Consider the following 20877-nt stretch of genomic DNA (forward strand, 5'->3'; position numbering starts at 1 on the left):
CTGTCAGCAAAAGGCCGATTGCTCGGCCTTTTTTGTTCGACGTAGGACATTTCGCTTCAGCCGATCTTCTGGCCGGTCTTTGCCCAGTCGGCGAGAAACTGCTCCAGGCCCTTGTCGGTCAGCGGGTGCTTGACCAGCGCCTTGAGCGTCGCCGGCGGGGCGGTGATGACGTCGGCGCCGATCAGCGCCGCCTGTTTGACATGGTTCACCGTGCGCACAGAAGCGGTCAGAATTTCGGTCTGGAAATCATAATTGTCGTAGATGGTGCGGATATCGGCAATCAGTTCCATGCCGTCCCAACCGCTGTCGTCGATGCGGCCGACGAAGGGCGAGATGAAGGAGGCGCCGGCCTTGGCGGCGAGCAGCGCCTGGGTGGCCGAGAAGCACAGCGTGACGTTGACCATGCGGCCGTCCGACCGGATGTCCTTGCAGGCTCTCAGGCCGTCGAGCGTCAGCGGCACCTTGATGCAGACATTGTCGGCGATCCTGGCCAGGATCTTGGCCTCCGCCATCATATCCTTGTACTCGGTGGCAACGACTTCGGCTGAGACCGGTCCCTTGACGATCTCGCAGATCTCTCTGGTGACGTCGGCGATCTTGCCGCCCGATTTCAGGATCAGCGACGGATTGGTGGTTACGCCGTCGAGCAGCCCCAAATCGTTCAGCTCACGGATTTCCTTGACATCGGCGGTGTCGACAAAAAATTTCATGGCGGTCTCCTGAAGATTTTTCATGTGCAGGTCATGCACATTCGGGGTCGGACTTTGATCTAGACCAAAGTCGGGGCAAGGTCACGCCTCATGATCGAAGATTCGCCCTTTGTCGCGGCCGCACCGGTGCTGGTCCCAATGCCTGCTGAGCGCCCCTACACCTATGCTGTGCCGGCTGGCATGCGCGTGGTGCCGGGCTCGATCGTGCGCGTTCCGCTTGGGCCCCGCCAGGTCGCCGGCATCGTCTGGGACGGCGCCGTCGAAAAGGTCGACGCGAAGAAATTGCGGCCGATCGAGCAGGTTTTCGACTGCCCGCCGATCGACCGCGCGATGCGGCGTTTTGTCGATTGGGTGGCGCAGTACACGCTGTCGCCGCCCGGCATGGTGGCGCGCATGCTGCTCAGGGCGCCGGAGGCGTTCGATCCGGAGCCGTGGATCGAAGGGCTGCAGCGCACCTTCGCCAAGCCCGACCGGATGACGGAGGCGAGGACGCGCGTGCTGGAAACGGCCGAAGGTGGGCTCGCCTGGACGCGGTCGGGCCTGGCGCATGCGGCAGGCGTGTCGTCGACGGTGGTGGACGGGCTGAGGGCGCAGGGGGTATTCGAGACGGTGATGATCCCGCCGCGGCCGGTGGTCGCAGCACCCGATCCCGGCTACGCCGTGCCGGCACTGATGCCCGACCAGAGCGATGCCGCCGAGATGCTGCGCGCCAATGTCGCGGCCGGCATATTCGGCGTCACCCTGCTCGACGGTGTAACCGGATCCGGCAAGACGGAGGTCTATTTCGAGGCGGTTGCGGCCGCGCTCGATCGCGGCACGCAAGTGTTGATCCTGCTGCCGGAAATCGCGCTGACCCACGCCTTCCTCGAGCGCTTTCAGGAGCGGTTCGGCGCCAAGCCGGCTGAGTGGCACTCGGACCTGCCGCCAAGAATGCGCGAAAAGGTCTGGCGGCAGGTGGCGGAAGGCGGCGTGCGGGTGGTCGCAGGCGCGCGCTCGGCGCTGTTCCTGCCGTTCAGGGAGCTTGGGCTGATCGTCGTCGACGAAGAGCACGACCCCGCCTACAAGCAGGAGGATCGCGTCTTTTACAACGCGCGCGACATGGCCGTGGTGCGCGGCCATATCGGCGGGTTTCCGGTCGTGCTCGCCTCGGCGACACCGTCGGTCGAAAGCCGGGTCAATGCCAGCCAGGGCCGCTACAGCAGGGCGGTGCTTTCGGCGCGCTTTGCCGAGGCGGCACTTCCCGATCTCAAGACGATCGACATGCGCCGTGCGCCGCCTGCACGCGGCGGCTTCCTGTCGCCTGTACTGCTCGGCCATATACGGCAGACGCTGGAAAGAAAGGAACAGTCGCTGCTGTTTCTCAACCGGCGCGGCTATGCGCCGCTGACGCTCTGCCGGGTCTGTGGCCACCGCTTCGGCTGTCCGGTCTGCTCGGCCTGGCTGGTCGAGCACCGCTTTCGCGGTCAGCTCGTCTGCCACCATTGCGGGCACAATGAACGCCGGCCCGAGGCCTGCCCGGAATGTGGCACGCTCGATCATCTGGTCGCCTGCGGGCCGGGCGTAGAGCGCATCGCCGAGGAGGTCGTCGCGCATTTCCCTGATGCCCGCACCATCGTACTGTCGTCCGACCTGATGGGCGGCGTGCGGCGGCTGCGGCTCGAGCTCGAAGCCATAGCCAATGGCGAGGCCGACATCGTCATCGGCACGCAACTCGTCGCCAAGGGCCACAATTTCCCCAACATGACGCTCGTCGGTGTCGTCGATGCCGATCTCGGCCTGGCCAATGGCGACCCACGCGCCGCCGAGCGCACCTTCCAACTGCTCAGCCAGGTGACCGGCCGCGCCGGCCGCACCGGCAAGAAGAGCCTTGGCCTGCTGCAGACTTTCCAACCCGACCACCCGGTGATGCGGGCGATCGTCTCCGGCGATGCCGAGGCCTTCTACGAGCGCGAGATCGCCGAACGCGAGCGGGCGGGGCTGCCGCCCTTCGGCCGGCTCGCCGGCGTCATCGTCAGCGCGGCGACTCGGGCGGAAGCCGAAGGGCACGCCCGCGGCCTGCGCCGTGCCGCGCCGCAAGCCATCGACCTGTTCGTCCTCGGTCCGGCCGAGGCGCCGCTGTCATTGATCGGCGGCCGCCATCGCTTTCGCCTACTGATCCAGGGCGAGCGGCGCGCCGACATGCAAGGGTTCATCCGCACTATGCTGGCCGAGGGACCGAAGATAAGGGCCTCGGTGCGGGTCCAGGTCGATATCGACCCGCAAAGCTTTTTGTAAGGTGTCGATTACCCTTTCGAGACGCGTTCGGTGAATGGGTTCAGGTAAGGCACGTCGAGAATCGCAAAATGCCGGGTGTTGGCCGTCAAAACTGACAGGCCGTGCAAACGGGCGGTAGCTGCGATCAGAATGTCCGCCAGTCCCGGATTGGCGCCTCTGGCGATAGTGGCGTCTTCCAGTTTTCCGGCTTCTCGCGCGATTGCTAAATCGATGGGAAGGATGCGCTGGTTGAACTCTAGAAGCAACCTTTCGAACCACTCATTGATGCGCTCCGCCTTCATATGCCCGCCCGCCCGCTTCAGTTTCGCGATTCCTCGTTCCACCTCCAAGATGACGATCGACGAGAGCTGCCAAGAGCCGCGTTCTCCTTGTACAGCAACCCAGTTCTGCACGTGTGACGGAAGCAGAGGCCGACCAGGTGCAAATGCCGAGAGAAAAGACGTATCAAGCAGATAGCCGGTCAAAACTCCACTTCCCGCGACGGCGATTCGTTTCGCTCAAGCTCGATGCCGCCTGGATACCGAAGCAGGAAATCCACGAAGTCTTTTTGGCTGTTCTGCGGATAAAGTTTCCGTCCCTCACCGATTGGCACCACCATGACTGCGGGCTTGCCGTGCTTGGTGATAACCGTGGGCTCACCGTTCTCAGCGGCCTCCACGAGCGCGGAAAGGCTGGCCTTTGCCTCTCGCAGTTGCATCGTCTTCATGCGCGGAACCCCTTGTGGTCTCATGTAGTCACAATATAGGAATTGTGCAGAAAAAAACAGCCCATTGTTTAACGTCCTGTTAGCCCGGTCGAGACAACGGTCGCGCTCGCGTTGAGCTGACGCGCCCTGCAAATTGCCGACGGCCCATCTGGCGCATGTCAGTTGCTTCGCTAGAATGCCCGAAATTTTGAATATCCATTTACGAGGGGACAAGGATGGAATTTGCGTTTCCATGGCCGATGAGCCAGGGCGAGTGGCTGGCATGGTCGAGCGCGGTCGCGACTCTATTGCTCGGCCTGTTGCTATTCCTGGCTCCACAGCTGGCGTTCCGCATCCTGCGGCTGCAGGTCAGACCGGAGAAGGCAGCGGCGATCGCCGAGGGGCGCGGCCGGATGTCGGGCTTCTATCTCGGCGTCAGCCTGTGCTGCATCCTCTTGGCGCAGCCGCTGCTCTACATGGCGCTCGGCTTCTCCTGGCTATTCACCGCCTTCGGCCGGCTGCTGTCGATGATGTCGGACGGCGCCAATACGCCGTTCAACTGGGCATCCATCGTCGTCGAGCTGGTGCTGGCGGCGCTGCCGCTCGCGTTCGCCTTCGGCTTTTTGCCCTGAATCACAGAGCAATCCGGGGTTGGTTGCTGAACTCGGCGAGCGGATGCGACAATAGTGCCTGAAAACCATGCCGGACGACGCATTGCGGTCTGAAAATGCCTGTGCTAGACGGCAATCGACTTTCGACCGGGGATAGCGGAAGCCGCGCCTCCGTGCTTGGAAAAATGCAGTAAGGTCAAAGATTTAGCCAGAGTTTTTGCTCGCGCCAACAATCTGCGGCCTGTCAGACAAGAGAAAAGACGGTCCGTGGCCCAATCGTCATCGCCAATCTCAGGTGTCGCAGAACGCTATGCGGGTTCGCTGTTCGAACTCGCGCTGCAGGCCAATTCGGTGGCCAGCGTCGAGACCGACCTCAACAGTTTCGAAGCGATGCTCGAAGGCAGCGCTGACCTTTCGCGGCTGATCAGGAGCCCGGTTTTCTCCAGCGAAGATCAGGCCAAGGCGATCGCCGCGATCGCCGACAGAGCGGGGATCACGGGCCTCACTGGCAATTTCCTGCGCGTCGTTGCCCAGAACCGCCGGCTTTTCGCCGTGCCAGGAATGATCAAGGCGTTCCGCCAGATCGCCGCCGAACACCGCGGCGAGACCGCCGCCGAGGTCACCTCGGCGCATGCGCTGACGCCTGCCCAGGAAACCGAGCTGAAAGCGGCGCTGAAAAGCGTCGCCGGCAAGGATGTGGCGATCACCGTCACCGTCGATCCGTCGCTGCTCGGCGGGCTGGTGGTCAGGATCGGCTCGCGCCAGATCGATACGTCGCTCAAAACCAAACTCAATTCGCTCAAGCTTGCACTGAAAGAGGTCGGCTGATGGACATCCGCGCCGCGGAAATTTCCGCAATTCTGAAAGACCAGATCAAGAATTTCGGCAAGGAGGCCGAGGTCTCCGAAGTCGGCCAGGTGCTGTCCGTCGGTGACGGCATCGCCCGCGTCTATGGCCTCGACAATGTCCAGGCCGGCGAGATGGTCGAGTTCCCCGGCGGCATCCGCGGCATGGCGCTCAACCTCGAAGCCGACAATGTCGGCGTCGTTATCTTCGGCGCCGACCGTGACATCAAGGAAGGCGATACCGTCAAGCGCACCGGCGCCATCGTCGACGCGCCTGTCGGCATGGGCCTGCTCGGCCGCGTCGTCGATGCGCTCGGCAACCCGATCGACGGCAAGGGCCCGATCCAGGCCACCGAACGCAAGCGCGTCGACGTCAAGGCGCCCGGCATCATCCCGCGCAAATCGGTGAACGAGCCGATGTCGACCGGCCTCAAGGCCATCGACGCGCTGATCCCGGTCGGCCGCGGCCAGCGCGAGCTGGTCATCGGCGACCGCCAGACCGGCAAGACCGCGATCATCCTCGACACCATGCTCAACCAGAAATCGGTGCACGACAACGGCCCGGAGAAGGAAAAGCTGTACTGCGTCTATGTCGCCGTCGGCCAGAAGCGCTCGACCGTGGCGCAGTTCGTCAAGGTGCTGGAAGAGCGCGGCGCGCTCGACTATTCGATCATCATCGCTGCGACCGCGTCCGATCCGGCGCCGATGCAGTTCCTGGCGCCGTTCACCGCCTGCACCATGGGCGAATATTTCCGCGACAACGGCATGCACGCGCTGATCAGCTATGACGATCTGTCGAAGCAGGCCGTCGCCTATCGCCAGATGTCGCTGCTGCTGCGCCGTCCTCCGGGCCGCGAGGCCTATCCGGGCGACGTTTTCTACCTGCACTCGCGCCTGCTCGAGCGCGCCGCCAAGCTCAACGACGACAATGGCGGCGGGTCGCTGACGGCGCTGCCGATCATCGAGACGCAGGCCAACGACGTGTCGGCCTATATCCCGACCAACGTCATCTCGATCACCGACGGCCAGATCTTCCTGGAAACCAATCTGTTCTTCCAGGGCGTCCGTCCTGCGGTCAATGTCGGTCTGTCGGTGTCGCGCGTCGGCTCTTCGGCGCAGATCAAGGCGATGAAGCAGGTTGCCGGGTCGATCAAGGGCGAGCTCGCGCAGTACCGCGAAATGGCTGCTTTCGCGCAGTTCGGCTCCGATCTCGACGCCGCCACGCAGCGCCTGCTCAATCGCGGCTCGCGCCTGACCGAGCTTTTGAAGCAGCCGCAATTCTCGCCGCTCAAGGTCGAGGAGCAGGTCGCGGTGATCTTCGCCGGCGTCAACGGCTATCTCGACAAGCTGGCGATCAACCAGGTCGGCAAGTTCGAGCAGGGGCTGTTGTCGCACATGCGCTCGGCCGGCAAGGACGTGCTCGACGGCATCCGCAAGGAGAAGGCGCTGTCCGACGATCTGCGCGCCAGGCTGAAGGCAGAGATCGACGCCTTCGCCAAGACCTTTGCTTGAGTGGGCCGGACGGGATCAGGTTTGAAGCATGCCTTCGTTAAAAGACCTTCGTAACCGTATCGCCTCGGTCAAGGCGACGCAGAAGATCACCAAGGCGATGCAGATGGTCGCCGCGGCGAAGCTGCGCCGCGCGCAGGAAGCGGCTGAAGCGGCGCGTCCCTATTCGGAGCGCATGGGCGCGGTGCTGGCCAACATCACCCAGGCGATCGGCGGCGGCGGCGATGCCCCGGCGCTGATGACCGGCACCGGCAAGGACGACGTGCATCTGCTTGTCGTCTGCACGGCCGAACGCGGCCTGTGCGGTGGCTTCAATTCGCAGATCGCCCGCTTTGCCCGTGACCACATCCGCAAGCTTCTGGCCGACGGCAAGCAGGTCAAGATCATCTGCGTCGGCAAGAAGGGGTTCGACATATTGCGCCGCGACTACGGGGCGCTGATCATCGAGCGTGTCGATCTGCGCGAGGTCAAGACGCTGGGCTTCGTCAATGCCGATGCCATCGCCAAGAAGGTGATCCACCTGTTCAACGAAGGCGGCTTCGACATCTGCACGCTGTTCTATTCGCAGTTCAAGTCGGTGATCAGCCAGATCCCGACAGCGCAGCAAATTATCCCGGCGGGCGTGGTTTCGGATGCTGCTGAAGCGAAGGATGGTGGCAGCGCTGTCTACGAATACGAGCCGGAGCCGGGCGAAATCCTCTCCGATCTCATCCCGCGCAACATCTCCGTGCAGGTCTTCCGCGCGCTGCTCGAGAATGCGGCCGGCGAGATGGGCGCCAAGATGAGCGCCATGGACAATGCGACGCGCAATGCCGGCGACATGATCAACAAATTGTCGATCACCTACAACCGCCAGCGGCAGGCGCAGATCACCAAGGAATTGATCGAAATCATTTCGGGCGCCGAGGCGCTCTAGGCACGCTCCCAAGGAGGTCATCGACCTCAAGCGTGTGAGAAACAAAGAGACGAAAAGGGTAAAGACGATGGCGAAAGCAGCGACCCCGAAGACGGCAGCCCCTAAGGCCGCGGCACCAGCAAAGGCTCCGGCGGCAGCAAAGGCCGCTCCGGCCAAGAAGGCGGCAGCAACCAAGGCCGCCGCCGTGAATACGCCGGCCGCTACCATCAAGAAAACCGGCTTGGCGGGCAAGGTTCGCCAGGTCATCGGCGCTGTTGTCGACGTGCAGTTCGGCGAACATCTGCCGGCGATCCTGAACGCGATTGAGACGATCAATGTCGGCAATCGCCTGGTGCTCGAAGTGGCCCAGCATCTCGGCGAAAACACCGTACGCTGCATCGCCATGGACTCCACCGAAGGTCTGGTTCGCGGCCAGGACGTCTATGACACCGGCGCGCCGATCACCGTGCCGGTCGGCCCTGGCATGCTCGGTCGCATCATCAACGTCATCGGCGAGCCGGTCGACGAGGCAGGCCCGGTCGACGGCATCGAGATGCGCTCGATCCACCAGCCGGCGCCGACCTATGTCGAGCAGTCGACGGAAGCGCAGATCCTGGTCACCGGCATCAAGGTGCTCGACCTGCTGGCCCCCTATGCCCGCGGCGGCAAGATCGGCCTGTTCGGCGGCGCCGGCGTCGGCAAGACGGTGCTGATCCAGGAACTGATCAACAACGTCGCCAAGGCGCATGGCGGCTTCTCGGTGTTCGCCGGCGTCGGCGAGCGCACCCGCGAAGGCAACGACCTCTATCACGAGTTCATCGAGTCCGGCGTCAACAAGAAGGGCGGCGGCGAAGGCTCCAAGGCCGCGCTCGTCTATGGCCAGATGAACGAGCCGCCGGGCGCGCGCGCGCGCGTAGGCCTGACCGGCCTGACGGTTGCCGAATACTTCCGCGACCAGGGCCAGGACGTGCTGTTCTTCGTCGACAACATCTTCCGCTTCACGCAGGCGGGCTCGGAAGTGTCGGCGCTGCTCGGCCGCATTCCTTCGGCCGTGGGCTACCAGCCGACGCTGGCCACCGACATGGGCGCGCTGCAGGAGCGTATCACCACGACGACCAAGGGTTCGATCACCTCGGTGCAGGCGATCTATGTGCCGGCCGACGATTTGACCGACCCGGCACCGGCGACTTCATTCGCCCACCTCGACGCGACGACCGTGCTCAACCGCGCGATTTCGGAAAAGGGCATCTATCCGGCGGTCGATCCGCTCGATTCGACTTCGCGCATGCTCGACCCGATGGTTGTCGGCGAGGAGCACTACCAGGTCGCGCGCCAGGTGCAGTCGATCCTTCAGCGTTACAAGTCGCTGCAGGACATCATCGCCATCCTGGGCATGGACGAGCTGTCGGAAGAGGACAAGCAGACGGTTGCCCGCGCCCGCAAGATCGAGCGCTTCCTGTCGCAGCCCTTCTTCGTCGCCGAAGTGTTCACCGGCGCGCCGGGCAAGTTGGTCGACCTCGCCGACACCATCAAGGGCTTCAAGGGCCTTTGCAACGGCGATTATGACCACCTGCCGGAGGCCGCCTTCTACATGGTCGGCGGCATCGAGGAAGCGGTCGAGAAGGCACAGCGCCTGGCGGCTGAAGCGGCGTAAGCCAAAGCGAATAGCGAATAGGGAGTAGCGAATAGGGGTCTATGAGCCGGACGAGTTTCTTCACTACTCGCTACTCACTATTCCCTATTCGCTAAATTGATCATGCCTGAAGCTTTCAAGTTCGAACTGGTCTCGCCGGAGCGCCTCTTGGTTTCCGAGCAGGTCGAATCCGTCGTCATCCCAGGCGCCGAGGGCGAAATGACCGTGATGGCGCATCACGCACCGGTCATGACCACGATCAAGCCGGGCGTCGTCACGTTGAAGACCGCTTCCGGCAAGGAAGAACGCTACGTGGTGTTCGGCGGCTTTGCCGACATCGTTCCGGCCGGCTGCACGCTGCTGGCGGAATCGGCTGTGGCCGTCGGCGACATCGACCGCGCCGAGCTTGCCCGCCGCATCCAGGAGGCGAGGGAAGACGCCGCCGACGCCAAGGACGACCAGACCCGCAGCAAGGCCGAGCAGTTCCTTAACCAGCTCACCACGCTTGAAGGCGCCATCCTGCCGGCTTAACGCGAAGGATCAGTTCGGCGTCGAGAAAGCGAGGCTTGCCTCGCTTTTTTATTTGGTGAACAGTCAGGCTGCCTTGGCGTGGGGGGCCGATGACAGAACAAACAGTGCAACAAGAAACAGTCTCGCGATCCAGATGGTCGACGGCCCTGGTGTCGGCCCTTGGCGGCCCGTTTGGCGGATTTCTATGGATTGGCGCTGGCAAACTGGCTGTTATAAGCCTGTTTGTGATCAGTGCTGTCAGCATCGCGCTTTGCTACATCGGAATTCCGGTGGTGCCGGGCATGGATCTTGCGGCGGCGGGCAACTTTTCAGGTATCGGCTTGATGATCCTGTGGGCGACGCTCGTTGTTCCCTTTGCGCATCGGTTCAAGCCGGACAAATGGTATGCGCAAGGGGTGTCGGTGTTCGTGTTGGCGTTTTACGCCTCCATCGTGGCTGCGTTTGTAATCCGCTCGTTGGTGTTCCAATCGTTTTCGATCTCGTCTGGCAGCATGACGCCGACGTTGCGGGAGGGCGACTATCTCTTCGTGTCCAAATCCGCATACGGCTACAGTCGCTACAGCGTGCCCTTCAACGTGCTCTCATTTGACGGGCGCCTATTGGGCGCGGAACCCAAAAGGGGAGATGTGGTGGCATTCAAGTTCCCGCCCGATCCGAGCGTGAACTACATCCAGCGGATCGTCGGCTTTCCGGGCGAAAAGATCCAGATCATCGACGGGATGCTTTACATCAACGAGGTAGCGGTGGGGCTCGAGGATATCGGCTCTTTTTCGTCCGAAGAGTTCCCCGATCCAGTCAAACTTCAACGTGAAACTTTGCCAGAGGGCGTGTCCTACACCGTTCTCAACCTGACAGATTCATCCATCGGGGACAACACGAACTCGTGGATCGTGCCCGCAGGCCACTATTTTGCACTTGGCGACAATCGGGACAATTCCTCCGACAGCCGATTCAGCGTCGGGTTTATTCCCAGTGAAAATCTGGTCGGCAAGGCCGTGCGGCTGTTCTGGAATTCTAAAGGCGTCGACTATTCTTCCCGGCAAGTATTGGATCCGTCAGGCAAATAGCTCACACCGTCAGCGCTTCCACGGCGCGCATGACGCCGCGCAGTTCGGCGAGGCCCTTCAGGCGGCCGATGCAGGAATAGCCGGGGTTCACCTTCTTGCCGATGTCGTCGACAATGGCATGGCCATGGTCCGGACGCATCGGAATCTGCCAGTCCGCCCTGCCTGCCGCCTTGCGCCGCCGCTCCTCGCCAATCAGCGCCGACACGACCGCCACCATGTCGGTGTCGCCGTCGAGGTGCTCGGCTTCGTGGAAGGAGCCGTCGGGCTCCTTGGTGACATTGCGCAGATGGGCGAAATGGATGTTCTCGGCGAAAGCCTTCGCCATTGCCGGCAGATCGTTCTGCGCGCTCGCGCCGTAGGAGCCGGTACACAGTGTCAGTCCGTTAGCCGGCGAAGCGACGGCGTCGAGCAGCGCGCGGGCATCGGCTGCCTTGGAAACGATGCGCGGCAGGCCGAACAACGAAAAAGGCGGATCGTCGGGGTGGATCGCCATCCTGACGCCGGCCTCTTCGGCAACCGGCACGATCTCGCGCAGGAAGGCAAACAGGTTTTCGCGCAGTCCTTCGGTAGAGACGTCCTTGTAGAGGTCGAGGGCGCGGCGGAAGCTCGCTCGATCGAAGATGAATTCGCGCGCCGGCACCCAGCCGATCAGGTTGAGCTCCAGTCTCGCCTTGTCGCTTTCGCTCATGCCTTGCAGCCGCACACGCGCCGCCTCGACACGGGCCGGCGGGTGATCGGCCTCCGCCCGTTTTCGCTCGAGGATGAAGACGTCATAGGCGCAGAGCTCGACGACATCGAAGCGCAGCGCCGTGCCGCCATGCGGCATCGGATAGTCGAGGTCGGTGCGCGTCCAGTCGGTGATCGCCATGAAATTATAGCAGATGGTGTTGATGCCGGCGGCAGCGACGGCGCGGATCGAGGCCTTATAATTGTCGATCAGGGTGCGCCAGTCGCCACTGCGGGTCTTGATGTCCTCGTGGACGACGATGCTCTCGACCACGTCCCAGGTCAGGCCTGCTGCCTCGATCTCTGCCTTGCGCCTGGCGATCTCGTCCGCCGGCCAGGCGCGGCCGTCATTGAGGTGATGCAGCGCGCTGACGATGCCGACGGCGCCGGCCTGACGGACATGGGCAAGCGTCACCGGGTCGTCGGGCCCGAACCAGCGCCAAGTCTGTCTCATGGCTTCTCACTCCCTATGCCAAGCGCCGCCAAGGCAGCGGCAGGCCCGCCCCGCCGCAGGCGCTCGAGATGGGCTGTCGTCAGATCAATCAGTGTCATGCGCTGGGAATGGTCCCTGGCGAAGCCGGCGAGATCGAACATCGCTGTCACAGCTTCATCAGCCGGCCGGCTGCCGAGCGCCGTAAGCCGAGTGTCGATCGGGTCGGTGAAATGGGCTTCGGGCAAGGTCTTGCCGCGCGCCTCGCAAGCGGCGATCCAGGCGGCCACCACCAGCATCAGATGGGCTGGGGGATCACCGGCACTCAGCCGCTCGACGGCCGAGGCGACGATGCGCTGTGGCAGTTTCTGGCTGCCGTCATTGGCGATCTGCGCCGTGCGATGGGCCAGCGCCGTGTTCGAGTAACGTTCGGCGAGCTGGGCCGTGTAGCCGGCCGTATCGAGCCCGGCGTCCTGCGGCAGCGTCGGGATCGCCTCGGCCCACAGTCCGTCGACGAATTGCCGGATCGCCGGATCGGCAAAGGCGCGGTCGACCGTGTCGTAGCCGCTGAGCAGGCCGAGATAGGCGATTGCCGAATGCGAGCCGTTGAGCAGCCGCAGCTTCATGTCCTCGAACGGCCCGACGTCGCCGACCATAGTGACGCCGAACTTTTCCCAGGCCGGCCTGCCGGCCGGAAAGTCGTCCTCGACCACCCATTGGCAGAACGGCTCGGTCATCACCGGCCAGGCATCCTCGACGCCGAGCTCTACGGCGATACGCGCCCGGTCGGCATCCGTGGTCGCCGGCACGATGCGGTCGACCATGCTCGACGGAAAGGCGACGCCGTCGGCGATGTGTGCGGCGAGCCTGGCATCGCCTGAAGTGGCGAGCCTGGAATCGCGCAGTGCGGCGAATTCGACCAGCAGGCGGTGCAGCGTGGCGCCATTGGCCGGAAGGTTGTCGCAGCAGAGCACGGTGAAAGGCTGGATGCCGGTGGCACGGCGGCGCGACAGCGCCTCCGTCAGGAAACCATGCGCCGTTCGTGGCATTTGCGGGTTAGCCAGATCATGGACGATGTCGGGGTGGGTATTGTCCAGTCCGCCGCCGGCTGCCCTCAGATAGGCCTTTTCGGTGATCGTCAGCGTGACGATACGGGTGAGCGGATCGGTCAGAGCGGCGAACACCGCAGCCGGATCTTCCGGCGCCAGCAGCAGCGACAGGATCGAACCGACGACGCGCAGCTCTTCTTCGACGCTGCTCCTGATCGCCAGTGTGTAGAGGCCATCCTGCGGCGCCAGTGCGTCGCGCGTGCCTGGACTGCGCAAGGACACGCCGACAATGCCCCAGCCTGTCTCTCCAGCCGCCAGACAGTCGTCGACATAGGCCGCCTGGTGGGCGCGGTGGAACGCGCCGACGCCGAGATGGACGATGCCTGGCGCAATAGCGCCGCGGTCGTAGCGGGGAACCGCGACCGAAGCCGGCAGTGCCTTCAGCGTGCTGTTGGAAAGGCGTCTATTGGTCATTGCGCGGCGTGTCTGATCGAGGTTGCTGGGTCACTGTTGGCAGGCGGCGTAACACCCGTTGCCGTCACGCACAATGGGCAATGGCCGACGAAAAGTCATCATACAACAACCCATTTTTTGTATGTTGACATTATTTCTTTCCAACCCTACCGATGTCCGGATTGGGAGGATTTACGTGGCCGCATTGACGGATCCAGATTTGCTGTTTGCCGCCGAGGCGCGCCCGCTTTCGCTGGCCCGCGATCTCTACGCCGCGGTCAAGGACCTGCCGATCGTCAGCCCGCACGGCCACACCGATCCGCGCTGGTATGCGCTCAACGAGGCGTTTCCCGATCCGGCGCAGTTGCTGATCGTGCCGGACCACTACATTTTCCGCATGCTGTTCAGCCAGGGTGTTCGGCTTGAGGAGCTTGGCGTGCCGACGCGTGACGGTTCGCCGGTGGAAACCGACGGCAGAACGATCTGGCGGCGCTTCGCCGAGCATTATTACCTCTTCCGCGGCACGCCGACCCGGCTGTGGTTCGACCATGTGCTCGCCCATCTGTTTGGTATCGACGAGCCGCTGAATGCCAAGACGGCCGACCGCCACTACGACACGATCGCGACGCTGCTGCAGTGGGAGAATTTTCGCCCGCGAGCGCTGTTCGAGCGCTTCAACATTGAGGTCATCGCGACGACCGAAGGCGCGCTCGACGATCTCAGATGGCACCAGATGATCCGCGACAGCGGCTGGGAGGGCCGCGTCGTCACCGCCTATCGGCCGGATGCGATCGTCGATCCCGACTTCGAAGGCTTTTCGGCCAATCTCGACCGGCTTGGCGAGATCACCGGCTGCGACACCGGCAATTGGGCCGGCTATCTCGATGCGCATCGCCAGCGGCGCGCCTTCTTCAAGAGCTTTGGCGCGACTTCCTCCGATCACGGCCATCCGACGGCCGAAACCGCCAATCTCTCGGATGCCGCCGCCGAGGAGCTGTTCAACCGCATCCGCCGGGGCTCGAACGACGAGCGCGAGCGAAAGCTGTTTCGCGCCCAGATGCTGACCGAGATGGCCAAGATGAGCCGTGACGACGGGCTGGTCCTGCAAATCCATCCCGGCTCCTGGCGCAATCATTCGCCGGCTGTCTTTCAGAAGTTCGGCAGGGACAAAGGCTTCGATATCCCGACTCGAACCGATTATGTGACGGCGTTGAAGCCGCTGCTCGACTGTGTCGGGCTGGAGCGCGATCTCACCATCATCCTGTTCACCCTCGACGAGACCAGCTATGCGCGCGAGCTGGCGCCGCTCGCCGGTGTCTACCCGGCATTGAAGCTCGGGCCGGCCTGGTGGTTCCACGACAGCCCCGAAGGCATGCGCCGGTTCCGTGAGATGACCACCGAAACGGCCGGTTTCTACAACACCGTCGGTTTCAACGACGACACCCGCGCCTTTCCATCCATACCGGCCCGCCATGATGTGGCGCGCCGGGTCGATTGCGCATATCTGGCGCGTCTCGTCGCCGAGCATCGGCTCGGCGAGGACGAGGCGCACGAGGTGGCGCAGGAACTTGCCTATACGCTCGCGAAAAAGGCGTACCGGCTCTAACGGCGCTTGCCGCCATCGTTCAAACGGGAGGAAACCAATGCTGCATTTTTCAAGACTGGCGGGAGCTACGCTACTTGCCGCCGCACTGCTGGCCGGAACGGCAAGCGCCCAGACGGTTCTGCGCTCGTCCGACACACACCCGGACGGCTATCCGACGGTCGAGGCGGTCAAATATTTCGGCGAGCTCGTGAAAGAGCGCACGGCCGGCCGCTATGTGGTCGAACTCTATCCTTCCGCGCAACTCGGCGAGGAAAAGGACACGATCGAGCAGGTGCGCACCGGCGTGATCGATCTCAACCGCGTCTCGATGGCGCCGTTCAACGGGCTCATCCCGGAGACCACCGTACCCTCGCTGCCCTACATCTTCCGTTCGGAAGACCATATGCACAAGGTCATGGACGGAGCGATCGGCGACCAGATCGCGGCGGCGTTCGACCAGGTCGGGCTGGTGCTGCTCGCCTTTTACGACGGCGGCTCGCGCTCCTTCTACAATTCGAAGAAGCCGATCAACACTGTAGCCGACATGGCCGGTATGAAGTTCCGCGTCATCCAGTCCGACATCTTCGTCGACATGGTGGCGGCACTCGGCGCCAACGCGACGCCGATGCCGTATGGCGAGGTGTATTCGGCGATCGAGACCGGGGTGATCGACGGCGCGGAGAACAATTTTCCGAGCTACGACACCGCCAAGCACGCGGAAGTCGCCAAATACTATTCGCTCGACGAGCACACGATGGTGCCGGAAGCCTTCGTCATGGCGAAGTCGAGCTGGGACAAGCTGACGCCGGAAGACCAGGCGATCTTCAAGGCGGCCGCCAAGGAGAGCGTCGCCAAGCAGCGCGAGCTGTGGACCGCCAAGGTCAAGGAATCGCGCGCCAAGGTCGAGGCGGCCGGTTCGCAGATCACGACGCCGGATAAGCAGCCCTTCATCGACGCGATGGGCCCGGTCTACGAGAAGCACGTCAAGGACGACAAGCTGAAGGCCATGGTCGAAGCCATCAAGGCCGTGCAGTGATCAAGCGGCGGCGCGGACATCCCGCGCCGCCGTCCTCTTGCGGAGAAAACCGGTGACTTCCAGCCCAAAACCAAGACCGCTCCTGTCCGGCGTCGCGCAAGTGATGTCGCGCGTCAGCACGGCGGCGCTGTCGATCGCCGGCATCGGGCTGGTGCTGATGACCGCCTTCGTCGCCTGGCAAGTGTTCGGCCGCTATGTTCTGAATCGTTCGCCGAGCTGGACCGAGCCGGGCTCGGTGATGCTGATGAGCTGGTTCATTTTCCTCGGCGCTGCCGTCGGCGTGCGCGAGAACTATCATCTCGGCTTCGACGTCCTGCTCTACGTGCTGCCAAAAGGCGGCAAGCGCTGGCTGCGGATGATTTCGGACCTCGTCGCGCTCGCCTTCGGCATCGGCATGATCTGGTATGGCAGCCAGCTGGTCGCATTGACCTGGGGCTCTGTCTTGCCGTCACTCGGCATATCGGGGGGCTGGGACTATGTCCCGCTTGTCGCGGGAGGCGCGCTCATCGTGCTCTTCACGCTGGAGCGCATCGTGCTTCGCCTCTCCGGCGCGCCGATCGACGATGCCCTCGATGAATTGCCGCCGGCCGAAGTCGCAGCCGAACTCGACACCGCCAACGTGAAGGTCTGACGCCATGGAACTGTGGATTCTCTTCGGCGTCTTCACCCTGCTGATGCTTATCGGCACGCCGATCGCTTTCTGCCTCGGCGTCGCAAGCCTGGCCACCGTCCTCTATATGGGCCTGCCGCCGCTGATCGTCTTCCAGCGCCTGAATTCCGGCATGAGCGTCTTTTCGCTGCTGGCCATTCCGTTTTTCATCTACGCCGGCGACTTGATGGTGCGCGGCGGCATCGCCAGCAAGATCGTTGCCTTCGCCGGCTCGCTCGTCGGCCATTTGCGCGGCGGCCTCGGGCAGGTCAACATCGCGACCGCTACACTATTCGGCGGCATTTCGGGCTCCGCGGTGGCGGAGGCAGCCGCGGTGGGCGGCCTGATGATCCCGCAGATGAAGGCGCGTGGATATGGAGCGGACTACGCCGTCAACGTCACGTCGATGGCGGCGCTGATCGCGCTGCTGCTGCCGCCGTCGCACAACATGATCATCTACGCGATCTCGGCAGGCGGAAAGATCTCCATCGCCGATCTGTTCACGGCCGGCATCATCCCGGGCCTGCTGCTGGCCCTGTCACTGATGGTCACCGCTTATTTCGTGGCGCGCTCCCGCGGCTATCCGACCGAGCCGTTTCCGGGCTTCACCGCGGTCGCGCATCTTTTCGCCGTCGCGGTGCCCGGCCTGCTGCTGATCGCGATCATCTTCGGCGGCGTACGATCGGGCGTCTTCACGGCCACCGAGAGTTCCTGTATCGCCGTCATCTATGCGCTGCTCGTGACTGTCTTCGTTTACCGGCAGATGACCTGGGAAGGGTTCGTTCATGCCACCCATGGCGCCGTGCGCACCACGGCCATGGTGCTGCTTATCATCGGCATGGCGGCGGCATTCTCGTGGCTGATGGCCTTCCTGAAAGTACCGGCAGCGCTGATAGCCTCCATGAACGCGATCTCGGACGATCCGCTGGTCGTGCTTCTGCTGCTCAACCTCTTGATGCTGTTCCTCGGCACGTTCATGGACATGGGGCCGACGATCATCATTTGCACGCCGATCTTCCTGCCCGTGGCGCAGGCCTACGGCGTCGATCCGGTGCATTTCGGCGTCATCATGATCCTCAATTTCGGCATCGGGCTGAACACGCCGCCGGTGGGCGCAGTGCAGTTCGTGGCGTGCGCAGTGGGCAAGATATCCGTCTGGGAATCGATGCGCTCGATCTGGCCGTTCTATGGCGCAGGCCTCGTGGTGCTGGCGCTCGTCACTTACATTCCAGCCATTTCGCTATGGCTGCCGAGCGTCTTCAAATAGGGGTTGCGACATGGCATCGGACACCGCAGTCGGGCTCCGCGTCGAACGAAGACCGAAGCTTTCGGAAACCGTCGTCGCCGCGATCCGCAAGCAGTTGCAGGCGGGCGAGATCCAGCCTGGGCAAAAGCTGCCGACCGAGGGCCAGTTGACTGAAACCTTCGGGGTCAGCCGCACCGTGATACGCGAGGCGCTGGCCAAGCTTGCCGCGGACGGCCTGGTCGAGCCGCGCCAAGGCGCCGGCGTCTTTGTCACCGAGCATATCTCGACAGCGTTCGGGGCTCTGGCAGCGGAGATGGGCAGCAAGGATTCAATTGCCCTCAACGTGCTCGAAGTCAGGTTGGCGATCGAGATCGAATCCGCCGGGCTCGCCGCCCTCCGCCGTAACGCCGCACAGGAAGCGGCGATCCAGGAAGCCTTCTTCGAGTTCGAACGGCTGCTCCTCAACAGCGAGCCGACGGGACCGGCCGACCTCGCCTTCCACCGCGCAATCGCCAGCGCCACCAACAATCCGTTCTATGTCGAGATGCTCGATGTGCTCGGCCGGCGCGCCATCCCTTGCGATGTGACCTCGCCCTGGTCGACCGAATTCGCGCAGTCCGACGCCTACCAGCGCGGCCTGCAGCGCGAACACCTGATGATCCTTAATGCCATCTCGGCAGGCGATGCCGAGGCGGCACGGGAGGCGATGCGCGCGCATCTCGGTGCCAGCCAGCAGCGGTATCGCGAACGCCTGCACGCGCGTCAGGTGTTTTATGCCGACTCGGTCAAGGCCGCGGCAACTGAATAAGCAATTGAGGCAGCTCCATGGGACAGCAATGAATCACACTGACAATCATACGGATTTCACCTCGCGCTTTGCCATCGATCCTGTTTCTGCCGCGGCGATGGGCACGGACGAACTGCGTCACAATTTTCTGATCGAGGACTTGTTCCAGCCCGGCCGTATCAGCCTGACCTACACCCATTACGACCGCATGATCGTCGGCGGTGCCATGCCCGCCGGCGCGCCGCTGCCGCTGCAGGCGATCAAGCCAACCGGGACCAAGAATTTTCTCGACCGCCGCGAGATGATCATCGTCAACATCGCCGGTGCAGGCGTCGTGAAAGCCAGCGGCCAATCCTACGAGCTGCAGGCGCGCGACATGCTCTATCTAGGCATGGGCACCGATGAGGTGTCGTTCGCTGCGACCAATCCGGCTGAGCCGGCTAAGTTCTACCTGCTAAGCGCGCCGGCGCATCAGAGCCATCCCAACCGGCTGATCCGCATCGGCGATGCCAAGCGGCTCGATCTCGGCAGCCAGGCGACCTCCAACGAGCGCTCGATCTTTCAGTTCATCCATGCCGACGGCGTGAAGACCTGTCAGCTGGTCGTCGGCATGACCCAGCTTGCCCCCGGTTCGGTCTGGAACACCATGCCGTGCCATGTGCATGACCGGCGCATGGAGGCCTATCTCTATTTCGACCTGCCGGAGACGGCGCGGGTGTTTCACTTCATGGGCGAACCGGACGAAACGCGTCATCTCGTCGTGCGCAACGAGGAGGCGGTGCTGTCGCCGGGATGGTCGATCCATTCGGGCGCCGGCACCTCGAACTACGCCTTCATCTGGGCGATGGCCGGCGACAATGTCGACTATACCGATGTCGACCTGGTGGCGATGGAGGAGCTCAAGTGAGCGACCTCTCGGCCTTCAGCCTTGCCGGCAAGCGTATCCTCGTCACCGGCGCCAATACCGGCATCGGCCAGGGCATCGCCGTGTCGATCGCGCGTGCCGGCGGCGCGGTCGTCGGCGTCGGTCGCTCGGCGATGGACGAGACGGCGGAGAAGATTGCGGCGGCCGGCGGACGCTTCGAGGCGGTCCGCTGCGACCTTGGCGATGATGCCGCCGCCCAGGCGATGCTTGACCGCGTCTGGGACGATACGGGGCCGCTCGACGGCCTGGTCAACAATGCCGGCATCATCCGGCGTGCCGATGCGGTCGACTTGACCGAAGCCGACTGGGACGACGTCATCGGCGTCAACCTCAAGACGGTGTTCTTCCTCAGCCAGAGTTTTGCCAGGCGCGTGCTTGCCGACCCGGGACGGCGTGGCAAGATCGTCAACATCGCTTCGGTGCTGAGTTTTCAGGGTGGCATCCGCGTCGCCTCCTACACCGCCTCCAAACATGGCGTGCTCGGAATCACCCGACTGCTCGCCTGCGAATGGGCGGCAAAGGGCATCAACGTCAACGGCATTGCGCCAGGCTATATCGAGACCAACAACACCGAGGCGCTGCGTGCCGATCCCGACCGCAGCGCTTCGATCCTGGCGCGCATTCCGGCCGGGCGCTGGGGCGCGCCGGAAGACATCGGCGACGCAGCCGTCTTCCTGCTGGCGCCGGCGTCGAACTATATGCACGGCGCGGTGATGCCGGTGGACGGTGGCTGGCTGGCGCGATGAACAACAAAAGATGAGAGTTTGGCGATGACCGGAACCAAGATCTTCTCGCATGCCGGCGAGGGTGCGTGGACGCCGACGCCGGATGGCAACCGCAGGCGCGTGCTCCTGCACACGGACGAACTGATGATGGTCGAGTTCGCCTTCGACAAGGGCGGCGTCGGCGCGCTGCATTCGCATCCGCATGTCCAGGCGAGCTACGTCGCCGAAGGCCGCTTCGAGGTCACCATCGACGGCAGGACCGAGATCTTGGAAACCGGAAGCAGCTTCATCGTTCCTTCCAACCTGGTCCATGGCGTCAAGGCACTGGAGGCGGGACGACTGGTCGACAACTTTACGCCGCCCCGCGCCGATTTCCTCGACTGAGCTGCGGGCCCGAAGATCAGGCTGTCAGTTCTCGGAACGAAAAACCCGCGCCTCCGGAGAGACGCGGGCGTGTTGCCTGGGCGCTTGTGGCGCCGCGGTACTCAAAACATCACCGCAGAACC

21 protein-coding genes are annotated in these 20877 nt (G+C 63.5%); 16 read left to right on the forward strand and 5 right to left on the reverse strand.

The window, feature by feature from the left end:
- Nucleotides 1-56: 56 nt before the first annotated feature.
- Nucleotides 57-710: a fructose-6-phosphate aldolase gene (fsa, locus tag NKJ09_RS06740; RefSeq protein WP_023719712.1), complete on the reverse strand. Its 654-nt coding sequence runs from the start codon at nucleotides 708-710 to the stop codon at nucleotides 57-59.
- 90 nt (nucleotides 711-800) lie between these two features.
- Here fsa and NKJ09_RS06745 point away from each other — a divergent pair, with 90 nt between their 5' ends.
- The gene (locus NKJ09_RS06745) at nucleotides 801-2984 is read left to right on the forward strand and encodes a primosomal protein N' (RefSeq protein ID WP_352480965.1); all 2184 of its coding nucleotides are present in this window, start codon (nucleotides 801-803) and stop codon (nucleotides 2982-2984) included.
- 8 nt (nucleotides 2985-2992) lie between these two features.
- On the opposite strand, the gene NKJ09_RS06750 is transcribed toward NKJ09_RS06745, so the two are convergent.
- Together NKJ09_RS06750 and NKJ09_RS06755 are read right to left on the reverse strand one after the other, a co-directional pair.
- The gene (locus NKJ09_RS06750; RefSeq protein ID WP_023719710.1) at nucleotides 2993-3448 is read right to left on the reverse strand and encodes a type II toxin-antitoxin system VapC family toxin; all 456 of its coding nucleotides are present in this window, start codon (nucleotides 3446-3448) and stop codon (nucleotides 2993-2995) included.
- Nucleotides 3445-3690 (reverse strand): type II toxin-antitoxin system Phd/YefM family antitoxin, encoded by a 246-nt coding sequence (locus NKJ09_RS06755; RefSeq protein WP_023719709.1) that lies wholly within the window; start codon nucleotides 3688-3690, stop codon nucleotides 3445-3447. Before NKJ09_RS06755 ends, NKJ09_RS06750 begins: the two co-directional genes overlap by 4 nt.
- Before the next feature lie 215 nt (nucleotides 3691-3905).
- On the opposite strand from NKJ09_RS06755, the gene NKJ09_RS06760 reads away from it, so the two are divergent.
- The 7 genes from NKJ09_RS06760 to lepB all read left to right on the forward strand — a co-directional run bounded on the left by NKJ09_RS06760 (nucleotide 3906) and on the right by lepB (nucleotide 10760).
- A complete protein-coding gene (locus NKJ09_RS06760; RefSeq protein WP_023719708.1) occupies nucleotides 3906-4301 on the forward strand; it encodes an AGROH133_08824 family phage infection protein in 396 nt (131 codons plus the stop codon).
- Nucleotides 4302-4547: 246 nt separating this feature from the next.
- Complete coding sequence (locus NKJ09_RS06765) at nucleotides 4548-5108, forward strand: F0F1 ATP synthase subunit delta (RefSeq protein ID WP_023719707.1); 561 nt, start codon at nucleotides 4548-4550, stop codon at nucleotides 5106-5108.
- A complete protein-coding gene (atpA, locus tag NKJ09_RS06770; RefSeq protein WP_023719706.1) occupies nucleotides 5108-6637 on the forward strand; it encodes a F0F1 ATP synthase subunit alpha in 1530 nt (509 codons plus the stop codon). Before NKJ09_RS06765 ends, atpA begins: the two co-directional genes overlap by 1 nt.
- 28 nt (nucleotides 6638-6665) lie before the next feature.
- A complete protein-coding gene (locus NKJ09_RS06775) occupies nucleotides 6666-7550 on the forward strand; it encodes a F0F1 ATP synthase subunit gamma (protein WP_023719705.1) in 885 nt (294 codons plus the stop codon).
- A gap of 67 nt (nucleotides 7551-7617) precedes the next feature.
- Nucleotides 7618-9183, forward strand: coding sequence for a F0F1 ATP synthase subunit beta (gene atpD / locus NKJ09_RS06780; RefSeq protein ID WP_352494126.1), 1566 nt, complete (start codon nucleotides 7618-7620; stop codon nucleotides 9181-9183).
- 102 nt (nucleotides 9184-9285) lie between these two features.
- Entirely contained in the window at nucleotides 9286-9693 is a 408-nt protein-coding gene (locus tag NKJ09_RS06785; protein ID WP_023719703.1) for a F0F1 ATP synthase subunit epsilon, read from the forward strand.
- An 89-nt stretch (nucleotides 9694-9782) separates the two neighbouring features.
- Nucleotides 9783-10760 carry a signal peptidase I gene (lepB, locus tag NKJ09_RS06790; RefSeq protein WP_502895829.1) on the forward strand — a complete coding sequence of 326 codons (978 nt, stop codon included), beginning with the start codon at nucleotides 9783-9785 and terminating at the stop codon, nucleotides 10758-10760.
- Between the two features lies 1 nt (nucleotide 10761).
- Here lepB and uxuA read toward each other — a convergent pair whose 3' ends face one another.
- Together uxuA and NKJ09_RS06800 are read right to left on the reverse strand one after the other, a co-directional pair.
- Nucleotides 10762-11940 carry a mannonate dehydratase gene (gene uxuA, locus NKJ09_RS06795; protein ID WP_352494127.1) on the reverse strand — a complete coding sequence of 393 codons (1179 nt, stop codon included), beginning with the start codon at nucleotides 11938-11940 and terminating at the stop codon, nucleotides 10762-10764.
- Nucleotides 11937-13439 (reverse strand): mannitol dehydrogenase family protein, encoded by a 1503-nt coding sequence (locus NKJ09_RS06800; RefSeq protein ID WP_352494128.1) that lies wholly within the window; start codon nucleotides 13437-13439, stop codon nucleotides 11937-11939. The genes uxuA and NKJ09_RS06800 overlap by 4 nt, the downstream gene beginning before the upstream one ends.
- 175 nt (nucleotides 13440-13614) lie before the next feature.
- Here NKJ09_RS06800 and uxaC point away from each other — a divergent pair, with 175 nt between their 5' ends.
- From uxaC to NKJ09_RS06840, 8 genes are all read left to right on the forward strand, one after another.
- The gene (gene uxaC / locus NKJ09_RS06805) at nucleotides 13615-15024 is read left to right on the forward strand and encodes a glucuronate isomerase (RefSeq protein WP_352762515.1); all 1410 of its coding nucleotides are present in this window, start codon (nucleotides 13615-13617) and stop codon (nucleotides 15022-15024) included.
- Between the two features lie 37 nt (nucleotides 15025-15061).
- Nucleotides 15062-16039, forward strand: a complete 978-nt coding sequence (locus tag NKJ09_RS06810) for a TRAP transporter substrate-binding protein (protein WP_352494130.1) — start codon at nucleotides 15062-15064, stop codon at nucleotides 16037-16039.
- A 103-nt stretch (nucleotides 16040-16142) separates the two neighbouring features.
- The gene (locus NKJ09_RS06815) at nucleotides 16143-16670 is read left to right on the forward strand and encodes a TRAP transporter small permease (RefSeq protein ID WP_023719697.1); all 528 of its coding nucleotides are present in this window, start codon (nucleotides 16143-16145) and stop codon (nucleotides 16668-16670) included.
- A 4-nt stretch (nucleotides 16671-16674) separates the two neighbouring features.
- Nucleotides 16675-17955 carry a TRAP transporter large permease gene (locus NKJ09_RS06820; RefSeq protein ID WP_023719696.1) on the forward strand — a complete coding sequence of 427 codons (1281 nt, stop codon included), beginning with the start codon at nucleotides 16675-16677 and terminating at the stop codon, nucleotides 17953-17955.
- Between the two features lie 10 nt (nucleotides 17956-17965).
- A complete protein-coding gene (locus NKJ09_RS06825; RefSeq protein ID WP_352480962.1) occupies nucleotides 17966-18742 on the forward strand; it encodes a FadR/GntR family transcriptional regulator in 777 nt (258 codons plus the stop codon).
- 28 nt (nucleotides 18743-18770) lie between these two features.
- Nucleotides 18771-19628 carry a 5-dehydro-4-deoxy-D-glucuronate isomerase gene (gene kduI / locus NKJ09_RS06830; RefSeq protein WP_023719694.1) on the forward strand — a complete coding sequence of 286 codons (858 nt, stop codon included), beginning with the start codon at nucleotides 18771-18773 and terminating at the stop codon, nucleotides 19626-19628.
- A complete protein-coding gene (kduD, locus tag NKJ09_RS06835; protein ID WP_352480961.1) occupies nucleotides 19625-20392 on the forward strand; it encodes a 2-dehydro-3-deoxy-D-gluconate 5-dehydrogenase KduD in 768 nt (255 codons plus the stop codon). Before kduI ends, kduD begins: the two co-directional genes overlap by 4 nt.
- A 24-nt stretch (nucleotides 20393-20416) precedes the next feature.
- Nucleotides 20417-20755 (forward strand): cupin domain-containing protein, encoded by a 339-nt coding sequence (locus NKJ09_RS06840; protein ID WP_023719692.1) that lies wholly within the window; start codon nucleotides 20417-20419, stop codon nucleotides 20753-20755.
- Nucleotides 20756-20877 lie beyond the last annotated feature (122 nt).

The organism is Mesorhizobium sp. M0189 (assembly GCF_040322135.1).
In the GTDB taxonomy this organism is placed as follows: domain Bacteria; phylum Pseudomonadota; class Alphaproteobacteria; order Rhizobiales; family Rhizobiaceae; genus Mesorhizobium.